Origin of the sequence: Variovorax sp. VRV01 (assembly GCF_014852545.1) — a bacterium.
Classification (GTDB): Bacteria; Pseudomonadota; Gammaproteobacteria; order Burkholderiales; family Burkholderiaceae_C; genus Variovorax; species Variovorax beijingensis_A.
This window is the reverse complement of the sequence record NZ_JACVBS010000034.1, coordinates 1-20,990: the sequence shown is the minus strand read 5'-3', so window position 1 is coordinate 20,990 and position 20,990 is coordinate 1. Positions and strand designations below refer to the sequence as shown.

Sequence of the window (20,990 nt, the reverse complement as noted above, 5' to 3'; positions counted from 1 at the left end):
CAGCTGCGCGGCTGAATTCGGCCACATGCCATCATTCAGCCAGTTGCCACGGGTCCCGCGAGACCGCTCGTTCGCGGGCTTGCCAATCTAGAAGCCTTCGAGAATGCCTCCATCAACTGAAGTCCTGCGACAACTGAGCGACTTCGCCTCTGGCAAATCGCCAGTGCCTGAGTTCGAGCAACAGCTCTACAACGATCCGGACATTGAAACCTTGCTCTCGGCAGAGAGCGCTCCTCGCTTTTGCCAAACGGGGACGACGCTGTTCCACTACCTGATCGGGCTCGACCTCAGCGACCCGGGCCACGTGCTCAACGCACAGGACGTACTGGTCTCGTTGCTCCAGAAGCACGGAGTGGAGACGGCGCTGACCGGGACCGCAACGGCGGAATATGCGCTGCTGTTCGATGCCCAGCCGCGCTGGCTCGACGCGGACGTCAAGTTCCTTGCCTCGTTACTCGATGCCGCGCCACCCCTGCCTTCCAAACAGAGAAAGGCATGGCTGCGTCAGAGAATCCTGGAACTGTTTAAGTACGCCAAGCAGCCCCCGCGCTGGTTGCAGTCTCCAGCGTGGCCCATCGGAGATGCTGGCCCTTTGGTCTTCCTGGGGCAGTTTCCTGTCGCCGACTACTTTCATGACGAGGCGGCGGTGTATGTTTTCCATGATCCGGCGAAGGACGCGTTCACAACATTCGTTCAGCTCTGCTGAACTCGCGGCATGAGGACAATCACCAAGACGACCTTACAAGCCACGCTCAAGCGGCTTTCTTGGCCGAAGTCTTTCCGCTTGGCGCACCGAGCAATGCGTGTTCCGTCCCTGCAGCGATCTGGTCCGCGAAGGCGCCGCTCCCGACAGCACGTGCGAGCGTGACAGCGCCCGCAAGCGAAGAGAGGGCGGCGCAAGCGGCTCCCACGTCCCGTGGCGCACCTGGTGAGGCGGGACCATCGACGATCGCCTGTGCAACGTCGCGCAATGCCTTCTCAAACGTCGTACGGGAGGCTTCGTCCGATCGCGCCACTTCCGCCGGCATCGTCTGCAGCGTGCAACTCTCTGACAAGTCGCACGTGCGCTTGGCACTGAGGTAGAAGCGCACAAACTCCGCCCACCAAGCGCGTCCGTGCTTTTCTTGGAAGTACAGCACGCCACCCCGCAACTCGGCCATGCCCTGTGCGACCGATTCCCGGAATGCGTGGGCCTTTGAGTCGAAATGCACGTAAAAGGCACCCGATGTCAGGCCTGCTTCCTTCGCCAGGCCGTCCACCCCGATCCCGCCGAATCCAGCCTTGCGGAACCCGCGACCTGCGCCCTCCAGGATGCGTTGCCGCGTCTGCACCTTCTGCTCGGACCTTGACACAAGAAGCTCCTTCGACATGTGAAGCCAACAATTGTAGTTGTTCAAAACACGATCGTTATGTATTATCGAATAACGGTCGTTACTTGAAATGCCCTGCATATCGCAGCGTGTGAGTCGATGCCGTTCTTTCTACTTGGAGTACCCATGCCACTTACCCTCACCCTCACCGAGGGCGTTCTCCCCAAAGGCCGAGAAAAAGTCGCCTTCAGCCGACTGTCCGATGCCATGCTCAAGTGGCACGGCCTGGCGGGAAACGAGGCGATAGCGCCCAACATCGTTGGCTCGATCCACGTCTTGCCGAAGGAACACACGTATTCCGGATCCAAGGAGGCCTCCGTGGCCTTCGTGGAATGGAAGGTCCCATCCTTCGCATTCGCCAGTCGGGACGTGCAAGTCGGCTATATCGAAGAGGCCACGAGCATCATTCATGAGCTGTCTGGCGAGCACCACCCGAAGGAGCGCATATGGGTCAACGTCGTGCACGCGGTGGACGGGGCCTGGGGCATTGCCGGGGCAGCCCTCACCAATGCGCAGCTCAGCGAAGGGGTTGCTTCAGCCTGACACGCCCGGGGCAGCAGCACGTTCTACCGGGTGGAGCAGACAGTGTCGTGGCTCCACTCGCATCAAAGTACACCATCATGCAACTCTCGAACTATCTGTTCTTCACCACAAACTGTGATCAGGCTCTGGCGTTCTATACGGAGTGCGGTCTTGGCCGTGTCGTCGAGGTTCTGCGCTACGGAGTCGATGGCATGCCCGTGAAGAACGAGGCCATGCGCGGCAAGGTCATGCACGCGAAGTTCGAGGGACCAGGCCTGCTCTTCTATGCCTCGGACAACGAAGACGCCGAACCGATGCGGGGCTCCGCGCACTTGCTCGCGATGGACGACCGAGGTGCCACGAACAAACTCTTCCAGGCCCTGGGTGCCGACGGAACAATCACAACCCCCTTGGGGATCCAGCCCTGGGGCGACTACTACGGCAAATTGACCGATCGTTTCGGCGTCCAGTGGATGCTGAACTGCGCCGAGTGAGATCGTTGGCAGAGCGCCTCTTGAGCACGGACTTCTTGGTCGAAGTCTCTTTTGGAGCAAGCGGAAGGTCGGCAATGGGCCCAAAGCTTCGAGGCTGCGACCGGCTACGGCCGGCCAGTTCCAGTAAACGGCTGCCCCATTTCCTACCAGACATAGGGAATGAGACGATGACGCACCTGGCTTGCATATTCGCTGTATCCGGGAAGATCGCGGCGCAAGATTTTTTCCTCATCAAGAAGCCGCCAGACAAGCACCGGCAGAATGAGCGGGACGAGACAGAGCGTGAGCCATGAGCCGAGGGCAAGCGGCATTCCGATGAAAAGCCAGAGCGCGCCAGCGTACATGGGATGACGCACATAAGCGTAGGGGCCGCTGCCGATCACTTTTTGATCGTCCGCGACGCTGATGTTGGCTGCTGCATAACTATTGACCTTCAGGACCCAGAAAATAAAGAGGAATGACAATACGATCACGACGTTCCCGACAAAGGAGAGATATGCGGGCACCGGCGAGACGCCAAATCGGTAGTCGAGTGAAGGCAGGATGATGAAAATGAAAAACGCGAGGATGATGAGCGACACGATGATCTTCTGCGGCCATTCTTTCTCATGCTGTGGTCCGGCATTCATGCGGCGTTCGAGAAGCGGCCTATCGTGGAGGGCGAGATAGACGGTGAAGCCGATGGTCGAGGCGGCAAAGACTGCGATAAAGAGCCAACCCTGCCAGTATTGCCACGTGCCCGCGGGCAGGAAAATGAAGGCAACGAATACGGCCATCCCCGCAACTCCTTGCGCGATGGCTTTCTTGAAGAGCGGATCCATAGTCAAGTGAGCGGTATACCCGACGCCCCGCTCCGCGACAAGCGGCCCAAGTGCGATCCCAACTCGGAGCGAACCTTGTTCAGTCTAGGGGAAGACGCGGCTTGCGCGAACAGATCCCCCTCGACTTGAACGGACGCCAAGGCGCCCCCGCCCCGGAAGATGGCCCGGCGTGAGCCCCAATCGCCACCCCCTTGATTTCCGATAACCGCTCTGGAGGGGAAGACTGGCAGCGAAGGGCCCCTTGCGCCCACAGTCTGTCCGGCTACAGTCGGCCAAGACCAGACATTCGAGCACAACCTCTGTCGTTGCCTCGACGCGACCTTCGACCATGAAGGAAATTGCAGTGCCGCGAATCTCGGCAGGTATACGCGGGTTCACCCTTCCGGCCGATGGAGTCATGCAGGTCCTCGACTGCGACGAGGTGTTCCAAGTCAACCTACGCAATCCTTCTGTCGAGATCCTTGCCCTAACTCCAGACGCTTTCGAGGCCGAGCACGCTCAATCTCTGACCCGAGGGGATACGGATAAAAAGTTGGACTGCGTTATGTCGCAAGTCCGAGACTTTGCCGGTATTCGACATGGCTGAGAGAGCCAAGGGAGTCGACCGTGGCGCCCTCCGGCCGAAGAAGCCTTCGCACGCCGAGTTGTCAGGCGAGCACCCCTTGCGAGCCATCGAGCGAACCAGCTTGGCGTCACCGATCCGCGATTGCCAACCAGGCCAGCGACAGTGAGCACCACGATCGGAGCGGACGAAGGGTCGGTCGTTTGTATCGACCACCGTCTCGATGGCCGCATTCGGCATCGCGTTGACGAGCTCAGCGTCTCGACGCCTGCCAATGGACCAGCCGCCAAACGCGCCAGCTCGCCCGATTCTTCGGCCAGACTGTCGAGCAGCGGCTGAGCCACATCGATGCTTCGAAATTCGGGGAGTGGAACTAGTTCTACGACTGCATCGACGACACGCACCGAACTGTCTTCGTCACGCGCCTAGACGGATTTCGCCGCGCAGCACCCGGAGCTGATCTTGGCTTTGCTGCGCGCTTGCAGCTTGGCGCTCGACCAGGTCGCGGACGTCGGGTGGCAGGTTTCGTTGCATCGCCTCGCGGTAGAGTGCGACGACTGCCTCTTCGCTACGTTCGCAGTCGTCAAGCAGTGACAACTCACTGTTGGCACCGATGGCTCCTTTCACCCGCACCCACCCCCGGTGGATGGTCGCCCCGGTCGTACCACACTCGATGGGCGAGCCCCCGTGGCGCCGAATCATTCGTTCCAAGTCATCGCAGGCCTCGTGGTACTGCGAAGCGCGCCGGTTGAACGACTGCCTCAGGCTTGATGCAGAAGGCACCTCTCGGGCACAGGTGCGAAAGCCGTGTTCGCCGTCGCGCGCGTGTTCGAGCAGTTCGCTCAACACATCGACCGCCTGCTCATCGGCCGGCACATCGGCAAAAGGAACGCGATCAGCACAAGGTTGGTCGGCGCGACCCAAAAGGCTGCCATTGGCCATGATTTGCTCCTTGGTGTTGCTTGATTCGGAACAGAAATAAAACCGTCCAGGCCGCCGCGGCGCAGCCTCGCGAGCTATGGTCGCGTGCCGCAGAGCTCCCGGCGTCGTCTCCTAATGACGAGGCTTGTAGGTGTTGACCGAGTCCGCAACAGCGGCAGGCGGAGCGCCATTCCGTGACTCGCTCGACACATCCGGACGAAGCATCTGCACGATCCCGGCGCAACCGTCGGCGATCACCGGCGCGGACGTTTTCCTACTGCAAGGGTCGTTTTTTCCCTTCGCCGACCGAGGTGACGCTGGCTACCGTGACAGCATACCCACCACCGAGGAAGTCACATGAAAAGCATCATCCTTTGGCTATGCGGCGTGCCCATCGGCGTCATCATCTTGTTGAAGGTATTCGGGGTCTTTTGAGGGCGACGAGGGCGATTGCCCTCTTACAAGGGCGCTCCAGTTCGGCGGTCCATGACACGGCACATGCTGCTCGGCGCGGCTCACAGGCCGTCACAGGTCAGATCCGGCAAGGCCTGCGACGCGCTCGCGGCGGCGTGGAAAACAAAGCCTGCGTTTATGGCGGGATTGTTCCGTGAGCTTCCGTCATTGGTCCCGCAGTTTTCGCGACGGGCTTCCGCTGTGGGTTCAAGCTCCGAGGCGCGATCGGCTGGATTCAGCCACAGCCGGACCTTCACGGCCATCTACCTTTTTTTGCGTCATCGCGAACGCACGAGGATCGAAGCTGCCCAAAATATTCGTGCCAGTTACTTGAGCGCCGCCACCACGGCATCAAAGAACGGCACCACCGGCAATGTGCCGTTGCCCGCAGGGTCGGTCTGTGCGCTCCAGACGACAATGACCACCTTTTCCTTGCGATTGATGTAGATCTGCTGGCCCATGATGCCGTTCGCATAAAAGGCGCCGTCTGCGGCCGACGGGCCGCTCGACGGTATCCACCACAGGTAGCCATAGTTGATCGGATTGCCGCCAGTCAGCACCTTGGGCGTGCCCGCTTCCGCAATCCACCAGGTCGGCACCACCTGCTGGCCGGCCGCCATGCCGTCGTTCATCACGAACAGGCCAAAGCGACCGTAGTCGCGCAAGGTTGCGCTGATGCCGCTGCCACCGATCTCCACGCCGCCGGGCGAGTCGAGCCACCAATTGGCCTGAGCTTCCATCCCGACCTTCGACCAGATCTTCTCGGACAGGTATTGCGCCAGCGGCTTCTTGACCGCGTTGTAGACGATCTCGCCGGCCACCTGCGTCTCGCCGGTGCTGTAGTTGTAAAACGGAGCCCGGTGCCGCCGCGCGAGGCAGCTTGCTCATCAGGTCCATGGCCGAGCCTGGCTTTTGGCTGATCTGCGCCTCAAGCAACTGGCGGCGGTCAGAGTTCGGATCGGTGTAGGTTTCGTTCCAACGGGCGCCCGAGGCCATCATCATCACGTTGCGAACCGTCACGCCGTCATAGGCGCTGCCCGCCAGCCGCGGCACGTATTTGATGACCTGGTCATCGATGCTGGCGATGTAGCCGTCCTTCACGGCCGCGCCGATCAGCGTCGAGGTAATCGATTTGGCCACCGACATCGACATCCAACGCGTCCGCTGCGTGTTGCCGTACTGGTAAGTCTCATTGGCGATCTTGCCGTCCTTCAGAATGAGCAGGCCCGCCACACGATTCACCGACATGAACTCGGCGAGGCTGTATGTCGCTGCGCCTACCATGAAGCTCACCTGCGTGAGCCGCGAGGCCGCCGAGGGCAGTGCAGAGGACGTGGCACCGGGTTCGATGGTGCGTGTCGGAAACAGCCGATCGATGTTGCGATAGGTGTTGACAGCCAAGTCGGGGGAAAGTGCGCCGTCGTAGATCTGGCGTACCGTGCCGATGGGTTCCGATGCATGTGGGTAGCCGCTAGGGTTGCCATCGTCCGGATTGGGCGCGCCGCCATTCGCGGGCGGAATGCCGACGATCGGAAGAGCAACGCCGCCACCCCCACTGCCGCCCCCGCCGCCGCAAGCGGCAATCAGCATCGCCGTCGCGATCAAGAGAGCCGAGGGAGCTGCGTGCGGTGCGCGCGATAGTACGAATGCCTTCTTTTGAACACCTTGATCCACCCGGCCTCCTTGTTGGTGTGACGCTCGATGAGCGATGACGATGCGCTTTCGTCCCTCGCAGCGCGCCGGCGCGATGGTTGCATATGTCCAGCTCTGCCACAAGCGCATGCGTCGCGACCCCTTGGGCTGGCCGGCACAACATGACGGGCCTGGTTCGCCGTGGGTCCGTCGCGCCGGCGCGGAGCAATTGCCCGACTAGATCAGCAGGCAGAATTCGGCCACGACCGGTCGATCGTGAACGACCGCAGCAAGCGAAGCCAGCCGGCCGCTGGAGAGTTTGCCAAGACGGTTCAACAGGGCGAGTTGATGACCTGCAACATCGGAGCGGCGTTGTTCTGCAACTTCGGCGCGAGCCGCGTTGCGACCTCAGCTGAAGGACTTCACCAGCGAATCGAACATGACCTTGAGCGAGTGGTCGTGACGCGTGATCGGTGGCACCTGGCGTCGCACGCCCAGCAACTGATAGACCGCCATCTGCGCCGCACGCACCGAGTACTCGACCGTGAACACCACGTCGTCGCCGATCTCGACGAACTGACTCACGAAGGCCAGGTTGCGCGAGCACTTGGGCACCGGCAACGGCCGGTCGGTCTTGGCGCGTGGCATGAACATGCTGGTGATGTAGGGCAGGCGGCAGGGGATGCAGATCGCGCCGGCCAGCACCTCGGGGTCGAAGTTCAGGTGGCCGCGCAATTCTTGCAGTATCTCGGCGCCGCTGCAGTCGCTCATCGCCTTGGGTACGAAGTTTCCGACGCGGTCTGGCTGCAGCGCGTAGCCCCAGAAGACCTGCTGGTCGGCGCGCTGGCCGCGGAAGTGGGGTTGGTGGTACAGCACCACCGACATCTGCCAGTTCGAGTCCTTGAACGTTACCAGTCCGCCGGTACCAGCACGGTCGCCAGAGAAGCTCTCCATGCGGTCGAAGAAGGCCGTCGTATTGCAGGTGACCGTGAACGAGGCCCAGTATGACTCGGCGATGCTGCTGTTGAACGCTGCGGGGTTGCCGAATTCCGGCCGGCCGCGTGCGATCTTCTCCCATAGCGTCCAGCCGCCGCTGTCGGCCATCGTCAGGCGCGGCGCGGCGAGCTCCATCGAACCAGTGCTCGACGCATCGGTCATCGACGCGTTCTGGAAGAAGACCAAGTCCTCGGCGCCGACGGCGATCCGTCGCGTGCCCGCGTCGTCGAGCACATGCAGCGCCTGCACGGTGACCTGGCCTCCTTCGTCGCGCAGGTCCATTTCGGTCACGGTCGTGCCGTGCACGAAATTCACGCCGCCCGCGCGCAGCCATGCTTCGAGTGGCTGCACGATCGAGTCGTACTGGTTATAGACCGTGCGCTTCACGCCTGCCAGGGTCTCGATGCGCGGGAACTCGTTCATGAAGCGATGCAGATAGCGCTTCAATTCGACTGCGCTGTGCCAGGGCTGGAAGGCAAAAGTGGTCTGCCACATCCACCAGAAGTTGGTACGGAAGAACGGGGGCGAGAGCCAGTCTGTGATGCGGCTGGTGCCCAATGCGTCTTCGGAGGTCTCGGCGAGGCGCACCAGCTCCAGCCGGTCGGCGTTGGTGAAACCCATCGAACTCACGTCGAGCTTGAAGCGGTGCTGGTCGACAAGGCGCGCACTTGAGTGGGCCGGATGCTCGCGGTTGAAGCGAGCCGTCTCTTCAAAGACCGATTCTTCCGGGTGGTCGAGCGAGGGGATGGTCTTCAGCAGATCCCACAGGCATTCGTAGTGGTCAGAAGTCAGCATGCGCCCACCACGCAGAGAGTAGCCGCCGGTCGCATGCGGCGCGGCGTCCAGGCTGCCGCCGGCAATCGCCGAGCGCTCGATGATGGTGATCTGCGCGCCCGCGACGCCCGCGTCACGGATCATGAATGCCGCGCCTGCCAGAGAGCCGATGCCGCCACCCACAAAATATGCTTTCACAAGAAGCTCCTTGATTCGATCAGGGCATCCTAGGGTGCGCGGTGGCGCCGGTGCTTGACCAATATCAAGCTGCGGCTGATCGTTTGGAATGACTTGCGGGCCTCCCGCGGACGAGTTCTTGCAACCTTCGACCCTGCGTCGGCCATCAAGTCGTCGGCATTGATGATGGGACTGGATATGAGAAACACGTTCCACGCACGAACATCTGGAAGCCGTCTGCCAGCCCTGAGGTCTGGCCTCCCATTGCGGTCGCAACGAATGACGGCTTTCGAACAAGCCAGCTGACGGCTCGGCCCCCCGGCGCCGACCGCCCTTCGGCTACAGTCGGCCACGATCGGACGTTCAGTCTCAAGCATCGGCGCTTGCAAACGAGCAGCGACTTGATCTAGTCTAAATTGGTGAATGCTCAGGCGGCCTCAAGGAGCGAACCATGACAAGTGCGAACCTGACCTACCGGCTTGCCCACCGCGACGACATTGACGCGCTAAGGGCCTTGATGGACGCTGCAATATCCGAATTGCAGAAGCCGTTCCTCGACGAAAGCCAGATTGCGTCGAGCCGGGCGATCATGGGGTTGGACACCCAGCTCATCGATGATCGAACTTATTTCGTCGTGGAAGCGGACGGCAGGGTTGCAGGTTGCGGTGGATGGAGCCGCCGCGCCACCCTGTACGGCGGAGACCAGTCGCCCGGTCGCAGCGCTGTCCTGCTCGACCCAGCAAAGGATGCGGCGCGGGTCCGCGCCATGTACACCCACCCGCAACACACGCGCAAAGGCGTGGGTCGGCTGATTCTCTCGCTCTGTGAGGGGGCGGCACGGTCCGAAGGCTTCAAGAAAGTTGAATTGATGGCCACCATGGCAGGCGAACCGCTCTACCGCGCCTGCGGCTACGAGCCATGCGAACGCCTCACGGACGACCGCGGCGGTGTTGCGGTCCCGATCTTGCGCATGAGCAAGCCGCTATGAAGCAATCCCGTTGCACGCCTGAACGGCGGTGCCAAGTACAAGGTCGTTGGGAACGCTCTGCTTCCGCACGACGGCTATGCCGGCTCAGGTTCGAAGCGCCGTAAGGCGCAACCGGCTACAGGCGGCCATCACCTGACATTCACCGATGAGGCCCAATTCGCTTGGAAGCCGACGTTCGAGGCGATTACACGACAGTTTTGGGCCAACTTGGAACTGAACTCGTTGAAGCGCGTGCACGCCAACTAAAGGCGCGTCAACAATCGCCAATCGGTCGGTGGCGGCCAACATCCCGGGCAATCAAGGCATGACGGACAAGCTAGACAAATACAGCGAGGCCCTCACTTCACTTCTGCATGAGGCGATTCGCTGCTCGCCCGAATCTTGGACCCGCGGCGTGCTTACGATTGACTGCGACGGTCACCGCATCAACTACGGGCTCAAAAACGACCAGTCGGACGACAAGGCGAGCATCTCCCAAGACCTTGCGCAGCTCTGCGAGCAGTACTGGGCGGTTTTTCAGGAGCACGGCGAAGCCTGGTTGGAATCGACTATCGAGTTCTATCAAGAAGGTGGGACATGGAAATTCAATGCGAACTACAAGCGACCCGAGAAGGTCCGAGCGACTCCCAAATCCTCATGGAAGTTCTGGCAGTAGGTTGAACTGCGCCTCCCGCCAATTGCGGACATTCCCGACAAGGTCACGGTTTTCCGTAGCGTATGAAGACGACAACATTTCCACCGCCAACGTCATGGCGGCGTCGACTTTCCATTGAGGATGCGGAAGCAGAGCTTCAGCGGAGGTCTGTCGAGTACAACGCTCAGGTTAGCCCGGCGTGGCTAGCACGTTGGGAAGCGTTGAAGGCCCAAATCGTCGCTGGTGACGAACTTTGGTACTTCGAGAGCTTCCCTTCATCCATGACGGGTGGCGCTGGCTATTGCCTTGTACGAGATAGCAAATGCGTTGCCGCGTTGGCTACCATGCGGAGCTGACGCGGTAGACGGCGCCTGCCGGCCACAACCAGTCACTCGGAAACTGTACTCAAAACCTGTATGACTGGCTGACGCTTCTTGATTGCGCCGGGCTACGAAGACATCTGGTTCGACGAGAAGCTCTTGCGACTCGACGGCGAAAGCAGCGCGGCGTACTCACACAGCTATGGCACAGTTCGGCCAGAACCGGACCTTCCGGTTCACCGCCTGTTGAATATCATCAGACCCCATGGCGATATCCGCGTTTGCTGTCAATGTGCCCTCGGCCGAGCCGCTCGTCGGCGACCTTCGGCAGCGCTTCGACGCGACGGCGAAGCTTGGGGTGCCGGCGCACATCACTGTGCTTGTACCGTTCATGGACCCGCAGCAGATCACGCCTGCCGTACTGGACCGGGCGCAACACGCGTTGAATCGGGTCGCGGCCTTTTCCTTTTCGATGGGCAGGGTGGCGCGCTTCCCAGCGACCTCGTATCTCGCGCCGGAACCGCCCGAGCCGTTCATCGCCATGACCAAGGCGCTCGTGGATGTCTTTCCAGATTTCTTGCCGTACGGAGGGGAGCACCAAAGCGTGGTTCCGCACCTGACCGTTGCCCATGGGAACCCATCGGAGGCCGATGCAGCCGCCGCTGAGTTGCAAAAGCGGCTGGATGCATCTGGGGGCATCCTGGCGGATTGCACCTCGGTCGTGCTGATCGAAAACTCGACAGGCCGTTGGGAAGAGTTGCATGTCTTCCCCCTGGCGCCGGCCGATACATAGTCGTTCCTTTCGGCTAAGGTGATAGAACAGAATGCGGCCAGACCCGGTCATCCAAGGCGTCCTCTCATTTCGATATGAACCGCATATGTACGACGACCTCCTGCCGCTGAAAACGCCCGAGAATCTCTTGGGCAACCTTAAGCCCGTCGACGAGACCAAACTCCGCCTCAACCACCCGGACGTCCCAGATGACTATGTCTTTTTCCTGAGTCGTATTGGCGCCGGGATGATTGGGCAAGGCCAATACAGCCTCTATACCGGTCTTGCGGAGCCAAGCTTCATCTACGGCGACCAGCCACCTCAACTCGTAGGCGTGCTTCTTTTTGGCGACGACTTCCAGGGATTCAGCGCGGGATTCCGCACCAGCAGTTGGGAGGTGGTTGAGGTGGTTGAGGTGGATCCTCTAGACCGAAGCGTGCACGTTGCGGCTACGAGTTTCGAAGCCTTCATCCGGGACACAATCGATAACCTCTTATAGATGGCTATGCGGCCAGTCACTTTCGGCCACAAGCAGAACTTCTACGACAGCCTCCAGCTAACCCGCATTCATAACTCGACCGACCATGCAAGCCCTCGAAGTTCTGCGCAATGGACAGCCCCTGGTGGTGGCGGGCACGGAGGACGCGGTGCTCCTCTCCTTTTCCGTGCACATGAGCATCGATGGCGAGCATCCCGCGACGCTCGACATGCGAGGCATGAGAGACCTTGGCAATGGCCGCCAAGCGCACCTCGAATGGATTCAAGAACTCCCTCTCGGCGCAGGGGACGAGATTTGCGTGACGCTCCTCGAGGTCGAAGAGGTAACGCCGCCGGCTGAAGACATCGCGTCCGACTCGGATGAGCACATCGCCGCGCACGCCGCTTACGAGTCTCAACTTGCATCTGGCCTTCCGGTACCCCGCGCCTTGGAGCGCAAGCAACCCGACGCCTCGCTGGAGATTTTGGTCGGCGACGCGCCGGTCGTCGCCACTTTTGATGGCGGTCGAGAGTTGGTGACCATGCGCGTTGATTGGAATCGGTGGCGTCCGGAGCGGTGCCACCTCTCTTTGCGCAGTTTCTCCGTCAAAGAAGGGCTGGCGCGAGAAGAGGGAAAGAATTGGCTCACCGCATCTGCCGCGAGGGACCAAGTGGTCCTTGTTCGTCTCGGTCCTGGCCACGCCTAGGAAAATTCAACCGACAGCCGTCACCGGCCAAGACCGGTCGGTCGGCCTTGCCTCAGGAATTGCTGCAACGCTGTCGACGGACGCGATGCGGCTTGGTGTCCGAAGCGCGTGCGCGCCAACCAATCGATAGGCCACAATCGGCTCAGCGAGGCATGCTGCCCCTTGGAGAATTGTTGAGTATGAGAGACGGTGTCGTTGTTCCGGAGGCTGTGCTATGTGTTCCCGGCCCTTGGGCTGAGCGGTCGGATTTGACGAAGAGCCTAGTCCAATCGACCTCGGGTCACATCTTTGCCGGCATGCTGTTGATGGACATGGAGACGAGGGTGTCGTGCGAGCTTCAATTGGAAGGGCGCGATGAGCGAATGCTGGCTGCATTCAAGGCGGCTGGCCCGCATTGGTCACAGACAGAGGAAATGATGCGAATTGGGGAGCATCGTTCTGTCATCTATCTAGTTGGCCATGGCGGCTCCCAGACCAATTTCGCCCCGTTGATGCACGCGGCTCGCGCCCTTCTCGATGCGGGCGGCTTCGGAGTGAAAGTCGAAAGTGCCGGTCTCGCTCATCAACCAAATGAGTGGCGCCGTCTCTGCAACGAGCTATACCTTTTCAGCGCGCATGAAGCATGCGTGGTGTATGTAAGCGCTGCTGACGTCTGCTCCTGCGGTATGCACAATCTCGGCCTGAAGGACGCTGTCGTAGCGACGGGCGATGCTGAAGATGCTGTCGAACTGCTTCGGACGTTCACCCGTTATGTCTTCGCGGAGCAGGCGGAGATTCGACCAGGACAAAAATTTTCGGTAGCGTCTGATGCTCCTGTATATCGGGTCGTGGACGATGCGGGTCCTCGCTACGAGGACTCCTCCCTTTTCAACAATCCGTATGGCTTCTGGCGCCTAGTACCCGCCACGGAAACTGGCCGCGTATCCAAAAGGCGGGCCTGGTGGAGGCTCCGCTAAGGTGGTCGCCAAGCCTCGTTGTGGGTTGCAGGCGCCTCGAAGTAGCGGGGGCTATCGGCCATTTGCGGTCACTCATAAGTTCAAGCAAATGATGATGAAGTCCTCTGAAGCTATACGTGCATTCGTGCTGATTGCATCAGTCATATCGGGGCAGCCCGGCTTGGCATACGCACAGGTTGAGCCGTCTGCGCCTGCGACGCCGCGTCAATACGTCCGATGCACGGCCTTTGACCTCGTCGAATCACCAGGTCGCGCACCACAGGACAAGAACTGTCCGAGCACTGCGCTATTCAGGGACTCGAGAGAACCGCTGTTGCCTGTTCGAGTTTGCAAGGAAAGCTTACCGAGCGAAATGGACGCGTGTTCCAGCGCTTTTCTAGCTGACTCCGACGAGCGTCTAAACACCGTGTATCGGGAAGCCCGAGCGAAGCTACTTCTCACTAATAAACCGCGAGGGCGCCAACTGGTGATCGCTCAAAGGCAATGGCTCCGGTTTCGCGCAGCCCACTGCGATGAGCAGAGCTATAAACATGGCAGAACGAAGTCCGTTCAAGGTGACACGTTCCACTACCGCGCCTGCTTGGACTTGGAAAGGCGCACTCACTACCTCGAAATTATCGTTCTGGGACGGCCAGCTTCGACCTCTTGACAAGTCCGCTTTAGATCGAAGCGGAAGACGGATTTGGGCCCGATGCCGCGGCACAATCTTCCGATCCGTGAGGCTGGACCCGGCCAGAAGCTGACCTTCCCGGTACACACTAGATCATGAGAAAAGAGCAGGTCGAAATCTATTCCGATACAAGCAACGCCGCAGTTCTACGGCACCCGGACCGTCACTTTCCCGGCTGCTTGGTTCAAGGCGATACGCTTCACGGTCTTCGGCAGTCGGTTCGTCGCGTCCAACGCAGTGCCCATCTCCTCGACGAGAAGGCTGCTGCAGATCTCGCCGATGTTGCAGATCATCTTGAGAGCCTTCTGAACCACTACAAAGCAGTGCTCGCAGCCCACGCGATCAAACTACCGTTCACTGATACGTCGAGCGGCTGACGCCGCCATCCGGCCAGGACCCGTCATTCGGCGATGCACCACAATTTGCCGGTTTGCAGTCGTTCGCCCCTCTCCCCAAAGGTACCGATGCCACTTCAGTTCTTCGACGCATCCCTGGTCGGCCCCACCTCGAAGCGCGAGCTCGATGAGATGAGGGAAATGGTCCGCGCCGATTCTCCTTCCTTCGAGTTCGACCCAGCCTACCTGCAGGTCGTCGAGGAGTTCAACGGTGGCAGGCCCTCAACGAGATACTTTCACACGCGCAATGGTCAGCTTGCTCCACCGATAGAACGCTTCCTCCACTACACGGCCGGTCATGACCTTGAGGACCATCAGCTCGGATTCTTAAACGCCAATGTCTTCTGGTCCGCTCTGGAAAATCGTCTCGGGACGCTTCTGCCGTTTGCCGTGCTGGCAAACAACGATGCGCTTTGCTTCGACTGCGGCTCGGGCGAGTCGCCGGTCGTCCTCTGGAGCAACGAGCGGTCCGTAGAGGACGAGCCGTCATACGAGCATGTAGCGGATTCGTTCGACGACTTCTGCGCAGCACTCTCGTCCGTGGCCGCCGAGTGACCGCGATGCGCCGGACTCGGCGACCTTGGAGCGGCGCCGAAGCTCCCTCCCAACCGGCCACAGTCGGCCACGAGCGGACATCCCAGTTCGACAGCCAGCGAGTACATGGAGATGCCCCGATGGGAATTGACCTTCAGATTGTCCGACGCGTATTTGAGGATGTACTTGCCAGCCGCATTAGCCGCGAGCAAGCAGACCGCTGGGCCTACTCAGTGGTTCAGCAGAAAGAGGCTGGCACCCTGAAATATTCGCCCCCCAAAGACGAGGAGCGCATTTGGGCTGCCGTGATGTATCTCTATGGGGGGGGTGGACATGACGACGGCTCCCGGGCGAGTACCTCCACACTGACAACGACATCAAGATTGAGATGTTTGAGCAGTTCGGTCAACAGCAGCGATTTTGAGGGTCTGCTCGCGCGATCCCGCGGCTCCGCTCGGCACGAAAACGCCGTTACCAGCGCATCGTACCCTCTGCCCGATTCAAAAACGAGTAGACAACGCAGCAAAAAAATTGGATGTCAGCCATGAATTCATCTCCGAATTTGAACGAGCTGCAAAACTCGATCATTGTGTTGCTCTTTGAGCAAGCAAAACTTCGCGACCCTGTGACTCCATTGGAATTCGCCTTATCGGGTGACTTTGACGGCCAGTTCAATGCCGTGATTGGAGATCTCGAGAATGTCGATCAGGCAGGCTTCCTTGTAGCGACGCTGCCGCGGTACACGAGCACGGTTTTCATGGCTCTGACGAAACGCTGTGAACTCGAGGTGGCGAAACTCCTGGCGAACTTGGAAGACCTCGAACGCGAGAATGTGAAGCCGCTGCCCTTTGGGGCGGTCATCGGCCACCCCGGCCACCCTGCCGTCACCGAGTTCCCGCCCCCCGCGACCATTCTGATGCCGGTGACCATCTCGGGCGTCCTGGGGTCGATCCCGCAGGTCACCACGCTAGGTGGCCAAGAGATTCGCTTTGTGATGGCTCTGCCACTTAGTCAAAAGGAGCTCGAATGTCGGAACACACAGGGGCACGATGCAATGATCGATATGTTCGAGCAGGACGGGAAGAGCCTGTTCTTTGCGTAGCAGGCACATTCCTTACCCTTCGATGTCAGCAGCACCGAACCGATGAGCACATCCTGCCATAACACGACCTTCGCCAGCAGTCGACCTGCAATCAGTACCTCCATGACCTCAGCTGTCAGCGCAGCGATCCACTGGTTCGAAAAACTCTCACTGGAAGATCGGTCTCGATTTCTGGCATTGCTCGCGCATGAGTTGACAATCGGCCAACGTGTACTTTATGCCGACGGCAATGTTGAAGGGGTCCGGCAACTTAACGAAGCCAATCACCATATCGCAGGCTTGCTCATCGACTCCTGCGATGGGCGTCACCGATCCTAACCCGAGTTCGTCTTATTCACATTGACTGAGGTGCATGCGCAGGGCGCAGGCGGCGCAGCTTGGAAAGATGCAGTGAGTCGCTTTCGGTCCTCGCGGCCTGGAGTTTAAAAGTTAGCTGCTGACCTTCGATCGCCCGCGCCCGGTCTTTCTGCACAATCCTTGAGGCACACATCTACCGACCATGGCAATTGTTGAAATTACCGGATGGCGACCCGGGTTTTTGAAGGTCTCTTGCACGACGACCTTGCAAGCCGCTGCAGGCCTGGGTTTGGCGGAGGCGAAAGCTGTTACCGATGGGGTGCTCAGGGATGAGCCTCAGCGAATCCAGGTTTCCTGTGCGAAAGCACATCAACTCGTGCTCGCTCTTCGAGAACTAGGGGCATCAGCAGACGTTGTCGGCCGAAATGGCGACTCGACATCGACTTAGAGTGTGCATCACCAATTGAACGCCCGCTTCGGAGAAAACTGTACAGCCGGTTAGGGCCCTTTGCTCCGGACCAGCGTGAGGCTACAGTCGGCCAAAACCGGTCGTTGTGCATCGACCGCTGATTGAAGGGAAAACAAGTGTTTGACTACACGGCACTGAAGAAGTCACATCATTCGGCTGAGTGGTTTGGCGAAAGCGGAAATGGCGTGGGCCTCTATGTCCGTGGAGGAGATGACTCCCCCGACGAAAACGCAATCGCGCAGGCCAAAGCTGTCGTTGCCGCGTTGAACGAGATTCAGGCCAAGGCGGTCGGTGTAGCCGACACCTTCATGAAGGACCGCGGTGATTGGTCGCTGAGCGAAATTGATGTCGGCCTCGAAGCTCAGCGCGCCGGCTGCGACTACATCGTTCGGCTGGCGTTTGACCCCAAGGACGGCTCCGGCGACTATGGATATACGCAATTTTCCGTGCACTTTCGAGCTCACCAAGACCAGCCTTCCCCGAATCAGAACCATCCGTTTCGGCTTGCCATTGAGTTTCAGTAGCATGCGGGCTGGCACCGTGGCTTGTTCCTACGGAGCCTCCGCTCAAGCGCTTGCAAGCTTTCAAAATGCCAATAAAGCCACCACGGGATTGGCCTTGGGAGCCGCGGCCCTGCTGATAGCGCTTCTCGCCTGGACGGGTTGGCGCACCCGGCGTCATTTAGATAAGTTGTCCCAGGCGCACCGCGCCACTCACTAGAATTTGCCGCTGACGGCCAAAAGCGGAAGTACGTCACGCAGCTCAGTTTTACTAGGCGTTCCGACGCGGATGGCGACGCCAGAGCTACTGTCGGGTCATTGGAGGCCACTAGTGCGTATTTCAGCCCATCGTGGACGGCGTTTCAGACTGATCGTGGACGCCGTTTCAACGTGATCGTGGACGGTATTTCAAACTGATCGTGGACGCTGTTTCAGCGCGATCGTGGACGATTTGGGGAGCGCGCAAGTGATCTTTTGACCGGGCGTCAAGCTCATCGCCTTTTGCGGTGAAGCCTGATGCCCACGAACAGAATCACGATGCGCCGAATTCGAGAGACATTGCGCCTGCACCTGCAGGCAGACCTGAGCTACAACGAGATCGGCCGAGCGCTCAAGATCTCCAAGAGCGTCGCGGGCAAGTACGTCTCGCTCGCCCGCGCCGCAGGCATCGACTGGACGGTGGCCCAGACGCTCACCGACGAGGAGCTTGAATCCCGGCTGTATCGACCGGCGTTGCCCCGCTCCAGCCACCAACTCAGCCCCGACTTCGCGCTGGTCCATCAGGAACTCAAGCGCGCCGGTGTCACCCTGCAGCTGCTGTGGGAGGAGTACGCCCGCAGCCTCGTCGGGGCAGGCCAGCAGGCCTACAAGTACACGAGTTTCTGCGTGAAGTACCGGGCGTGGGCGCTCGGGCTGAAGCGGTCCATGCGCCAGACCCACATCGCCGGCGAGAAGCTGTTCGTCGACTACGCCGGCCAGACCGTTGCGCTCATCGACGCGGCCACCGGCGAGCTCGCCGCCGCGCAGATCTTCGTGGCCACGCTCGGCGCGTCCAACTACACCTACGCCTGCGCCACCGCGCGTCAGACCACTGCAGACTGGATCGGCGCCCAGGTGCGCGCGCTGGAATTCTTCGGCGGCGTGCCGCGCTTGATCGTGCCCGATCAGGCCCGCGCGTTGATCAAGAGTCCGGATCGCTACGACCCCCAACCCAACCGCCTGTACGACGAGTTCGCCACCCATTACGGCTGTGCGTTGCTCGCAGCACGCCCGGCTCATCCTCGCGACAAGCCGAAGGTCGAGAACGCGGTGCTCGTGGTCGAGAGATGGATTCTGGCGCGCTTGCGCAACCGGCGCTTCTTCAGTCTGGACGAACTCAACTGCGCGATCGCCGTGCTGCTGGTCGATCTGAACCAGCGCCCATTCAAGAAGCTGCCCGGCTGCCGGCGCAGCGCCTTCGAGACGCTGGACGCGCCCGCGCTGCGGCCGCTGCCGGCCGAGCGCTTCGAGGTGTGCCTGTGGAAGAGCGCCAAGGTGAACATCGACTACCACGTCGAGTTCGACGGTCACTACTACAGCGTGCCGCACGCCCTCGTGCGCACCACCGTCGAGCTGCGCGTCAGCGCCAGCCTGGTGGAGTGCTTCGCTGCCAACCAGCGTGTGGCCTGCCATGCGCTGAGTCACCGCAAGGGCGCGCACACGACCGCGCCCGAGCACATGCCGGCGTCGCACCGCGCCCACCTGGAGTGGACGCCCCAGAAGCTGATCGACTGGGGCCGGCGCATCGGCGTCAGTGCGGCGGCAGTGGTGACTTGGCAACTCGAACACCGCCCGCATCCGGAGCAGGGCTACCGCGCCTGCCTTGGGTTGCAGCGCCTGGCGCGCGAGTACACGCCGGCACGGCTGGAAGCCGCCTGTGCTCGAGCGCTCGCGATTCGCGCGCCGACCTACCGCAGCGTCGCCTCGATATTGAAGAACGGCCTGGACCGCCAGCCCGCCCTGTTCGCGACGACACCCACGCCGCTGCCCGCTCACGAGAACGTGCGTGGCCCGGACTACTACCACTGAACCACTGAAGGAGATGACGATGCTGAATGAACACACCCTGGACCAATTGCGCAGCCTGCGCCTGGACGGCATGGTGCGCGCAATCGAGGAGCAAACTACGAGCACCGCGGCGGCCGCACTGGGCTTCGACGAGCGCCTGAGCATGCTCGTGCAGCGCGAGATCGCATGGCGCGACAACAAGCGGGTGGCGCGTCTGATGAAGGCCGCCCGGTTGAAGGTCAGCACGGCCTGCGTGGAGGACATCAATTGGCGCGCGAGCCGTTCGCTGGACCGCGCCCAGGTGGCCGCGCTGGCCGGCGGCGACTGGCTGCGAAACGCGCAGAACTTGCTGATCACCGGCGCGACGGGGTGCGGCAAGACCTGGTTGGCATGCGCGCTGGCGCACCAGGCGGCAAGGTCGGGCTTCTCTGTCCTGTACACCCGCGCTGCGCGCCTGTTCGATGAACTGCAGGTCGCCCACGGCGACGGCAGCTTCACCCGGCGTCTGGCGCAGTTGGCCAAGCTCGATCTGATCGTGATCGACGACTTCGCGATCTCCCCGGTCGGCGCGCCCGAGCGGAACGATCTGCTGGAGGTGCTGGACGACCGCGTGGGCACGCGCTCGACGCTGATCACCAGCCAGTTACCGGTACGAGCCTGGCACACCTACCTGGACGACCCAACCCTCGCCGACGCGATACTGGACCGTGTCGTGCACAGCAGTCACAAGATCGAGCTCAAAGGCAAATCGCTGCGCGATGAGGAACCGATGCGGTGAATGCGGCGCCTTCCTCACAAGCCCGAGGGCTTGAAAACGACTTATCCACCGCGTCGGCCGGTACGTCGCAAGCGCCGTCCGCCGCCGTGGATAAGTCTGCGCCGCAACCCTCACCAAACATCTGGAACCTCGCTTCGCGTCAGTGCGCTTCAAACTGATCGTGGACGATTGAGATACATTGAACCCCTCGCTTGCGTGCATCCCCTGCGCGTCCACGATGGCGCTGAAACAGCGTCCGCGATCAGCCTGAAACAGGCGTCCACGATCGCTGAAATGCGCACACTAGCATGACTTACAGTGCTTTTCTGTCTACCACTATCCTTGTATTCAATGCCATCAATCTCAATCTCGGGCCCTAAGAATTCGATACTTACGCTCAAAGAGACTGGATGGGTGAAAGGCGCTCCGCTCCAGTTCGAGGCTGCGACGCTTGGCGAAGCTATCCAATATTACGAAGCCTCGTTCCGATGCGCAATCCGGCCTTGCGAGAAGCTGATGCCCGGGCAATCTGAATTGAAGTATTTTGAGTTCTCAGACATGAGCAATGAATTCGACGGCTTGGTTGACATTCATGTGTTGCGCGATGGTCTGGAAATTTGTCCGAAGCAAGATCTCTCGTTCCT

General features: G+C 60.6%; 24 protein-coding genes and 2 pseudogenes. 18 read left to right on the top strand and 8 right to left on the bottom strand.

Annotated elements, in window-relative coordinates; genetic code table 11:
- Positions 1 to 103: 103 nt before the first annotated feature.
- Entirely contained in the window at positions 104 to 706 is a 603-nt protein-coding gene (locus IB278_RS32580; protein ID WP_192328399.1) for a hypothetical protein, read from the top strand.
- A 46-nt stretch (positions 707 to 752) separates the two neighbouring features.
- On the opposite strand, the gene IB278_RS32575 is transcribed toward IB278_RS32580, so the two are convergent.
- A complete protein-coding gene (locus IB278_RS32575) occupies positions 753 to 1,397 on the bottom strand; it encodes a TetR/AcrR family transcriptional regulator (protein ID WP_225613321.1) in 645 nt (214 codons plus the stop codon).
- A gap of 99 nt (positions 1,398 to 1,496) precedes the next feature.
- Between IB278_RS32575 and IB278_RS32570 the strand changes: the two genes are divergently transcribed.
- Both IB278_RS32570 and IB278_RS32565 read left to right on the top strand, forming a co-directional pair.
- The gene (locus IB278_RS32570) at positions 1,497 to 1,913 is read left to right on the top strand and encodes a 4-oxalocrotonate tautomerase (protein WP_192328397.1); all 417 of its coding nucleotides are present in this window, start codon (positions 1,497 to 1,499) and stop codon (positions 1,911 to 1,913) included.
- Between the two features lie 77 nt (positions 1,914 to 1,990).
- Positions 1,991 to 2,386 (top strand): VOC family protein, encoded by a 396-nt coding sequence (locus IB278_RS32565; protein ID WP_145747824.1) that lies wholly within the window; start codon positions 1,991 to 1,993, stop codon positions 2,384 to 2,386.
- Positions 2,387 to 2,529: 143 nt separating this feature from the next.
- Here the strand turns inward: IB278_RS32565 and IB278_RS32560 are convergent, their stop codons facing one another.
- From IB278_RS32560 to IB278_RS32535, 7 genes and pseudogenes are all read right to left on the bottom strand, one after another.
- Complete coding sequence (locus tag IB278_RS32560) at positions 2,530 to 3,207, bottom strand: methyltransferase family protein (RefSeq protein WP_192328394.1); 678 nt, start codon at positions 3,205 to 3,207, stop codon at positions 2,530 to 2,532.
- 542 nt (positions 3,208 to 3,749) lie between these two features.
- Positions 3,750 to 4,051 (bottom strand): annotated as a pseudogene (locus IB278_RS32555) (IS3 family transposase); the annotation flags it as partial.
- Positions 4,052 to 4,186: 135 nt separating this feature from the next.
- Entirely contained in the window at positions 4,187 to 4,711 is a 525-nt protein-coding gene (locus IB278_RS32550; RefSeq protein WP_192328391.1) for a ferritin-like domain-containing protein, read from the bottom strand.
- Between the two features lie 494 nt (positions 4,712 to 5,205).
- On the bottom strand, positions 5,206 to 5,406 hold the full coding sequence (locus IB278_RS32545) for a hypothetical protein (protein WP_192328388.1): 201 nt from the start codon (positions 5,404 to 5,406) through the stop codon (positions 5,206 to 5,208).
- A gap of 63 nt (positions 5,407 to 5,469) precedes the next feature.
- On the bottom strand, positions 5,470 to 5,964 hold the full coding sequence (locus tag IB278_RS34145) for a serine hydrolase domain-containing protein (RefSeq protein WP_318646730.1): 495 nt from the start codon (positions 5,962 to 5,964) through the stop codon (positions 5,470 to 5,472).
- A 94-nt stretch (positions 5,965 to 6,058) separates the two neighbouring features.
- Positions 6,059 to 6,391 (bottom strand): annotated as a pseudogene (locus IB278_RS34140) (serine hydrolase); the annotation flags it as partial.
- Between the two features lie 792 nt (positions 6,392 to 7,183).
- Entirely contained in the window at positions 7,184 to 8,938 is a 1,755-nt protein-coding gene (locus IB278_RS32535; protein ID WP_318646729.1) for an oleate hydratase, read from the bottom strand.
- A gap of 235 nt (positions 8,939 to 9,173) precedes the next feature.
- Between IB278_RS32535 and IB278_RS32530 the strand changes: the two genes are divergently transcribed.
- From IB278_RS32530 to IB278_RS33995, 15 genes are all read left to right on the top strand, one after another.
- Positions 9,174 to 9,710: a GNAT family N-acetyltransferase gene (locus IB278_RS32530; protein WP_192328385.1), complete on the top strand. Its 537-nt coding sequence runs from the start codon at positions 9,174 to 9,176 to the stop codon at positions 9,708 to 9,710.
- A 274-nt stretch (positions 9,711 to 9,984) separates the two neighbouring features.
- Positions 9,985 to 10,365 carry a hypothetical protein gene (locus IB278_RS32525; protein WP_143062631.1) on the top strand — a complete coding sequence of 127 codons (381 nt, stop codon included), beginning with the start codon at positions 9,985 to 9,987 and terminating at the stop codon, positions 10,363 to 10,365.
- Positions 10,366 to 10,929: 564 nt separating this feature from the next.
- Positions 10,930 to 11,457 carry a 2'-5' RNA ligase family protein gene (locus IB278_RS32520; RefSeq protein WP_192328382.1) on the top strand — a complete coding sequence of 176 codons (528 nt, stop codon included), beginning with the start codon at positions 10,930 to 10,932 and terminating at the stop codon, positions 11,455 to 11,457.
- Positions 11,458 to 11,542: 85 nt separating this feature from the next.
- Positions 11,543 to 11,935 carry a hypothetical protein gene (locus IB278_RS32515; RefSeq protein ID WP_192328380.1) on the top strand — a complete coding sequence of 131 codons (393 nt, stop codon included), beginning with the start codon at positions 11,543 to 11,545 and terminating at the stop codon, positions 11,933 to 11,935.
- Positions 11,936 to 12,020: 85 nt separating this feature from the next.
- Positions 12,021 to 12,620 carry a hypothetical protein gene (locus IB278_RS32510; RefSeq protein WP_192328377.1) on the top strand — a complete coding sequence of 200 codons (600 nt, stop codon included), beginning with the start codon at positions 12,021 to 12,023 and terminating at the stop codon, positions 12,618 to 12,620.
- Positions 12,621 to 12,868: 248 nt separating this feature from the next.
- Positions 12,869 to 13,576, top strand: a complete 708-nt coding sequence (locus IB278_RS32505; protein WP_225613320.1) for a hypothetical protein — start codon at positions 12,869 to 12,871, stop codon at positions 13,574 to 13,576.
- 88 nt (positions 13,577 to 13,664) lie between these two features.
- Entirely contained in the window at positions 13,665 to 14,225 is a 561-nt protein-coding gene (locus IB278_RS34340) for a lysozyme inhibitor LprI family protein (RefSeq protein ID WP_192328374.1), read from the top strand.
- A gap of 116 nt (positions 14,226 to 14,341) precedes the next feature.
- Entirely contained in the window at positions 14,342 to 14,623 is a 282-nt protein-coding gene (locus IB278_RS32495) for a DUF6959 family protein (protein ID WP_192328371.1), read from the top strand.
- A gap of 87 nt (positions 14,624 to 14,710) precedes the next feature.
- Complete coding sequence (locus IB278_RS32490) at positions 14,711 to 15,196, top strand: SMI1/KNR4 family protein (RefSeq protein WP_192328368.1); 486 nt, start codon at positions 14,711 to 14,713, stop codon at positions 15,194 to 15,196.
- Positions 15,197 to 15,719: 523 nt separating this feature from the next.
- The gene (locus IB278_RS32485) at positions 15,720 to 16,277 is read left to right on the top strand and encodes a suppressor of fused domain protein (RefSeq protein ID WP_192328364.1); all 558 of its coding nucleotides are present in this window, start codon (positions 15,720 to 15,722) and stop codon (positions 16,275 to 16,277) included.
- A gap of 102 nt (positions 16,278 to 16,379) precedes the next feature.
- Positions 16,380 to 16,595: a hypothetical protein gene (locus tag IB278_RS32480; RefSeq protein ID WP_192328361.1), complete on the top strand. Its 216-nt coding sequence runs from the start codon at positions 16,380 to 16,382 to the stop codon at positions 16,593 to 16,595.
- 564 nt (positions 16,596 to 17,159) lie between these two features.
- The gene (locus IB278_RS32475) at positions 17,160 to 17,567 is read left to right on the top strand and encodes a hypothetical protein (RefSeq protein WP_192328358.1); all 408 of its coding nucleotides are present in this window, start codon (positions 17,160 to 17,162) and stop codon (positions 17,565 to 17,567) included.
- Positions 17,568 to 18,059: 492 nt separating this feature from the next.
- Entirely contained in the window at positions 18,060 to 19,610 is a 1,551-nt protein-coding gene (gene istA, locus IB278_RS32470; RefSeq protein WP_192328355.1) for an IS21 family transposase, read from the top strand.
- 19 nt (positions 19,611 to 19,629) lie between these two features.
- Positions 19,630 to 20,367, top strand: coding sequence for an IS21-like element helper ATPase IstB (gene istB / locus IB278_RS32465; protein WP_192328352.1), 738 nt, complete (start codon positions 19,630 to 19,632; stop codon positions 20,365 to 20,367).
- Positions 20,368 to 20,760: 393 nt separating this feature from the next.
- Positions 20,761 to 20,990, top strand: a 230-nt coding sequence (locus IB278_RS33995) for a hypothetical protein (protein WP_225613319.1), incomplete at its 3' end; no start/stop codon positions are given.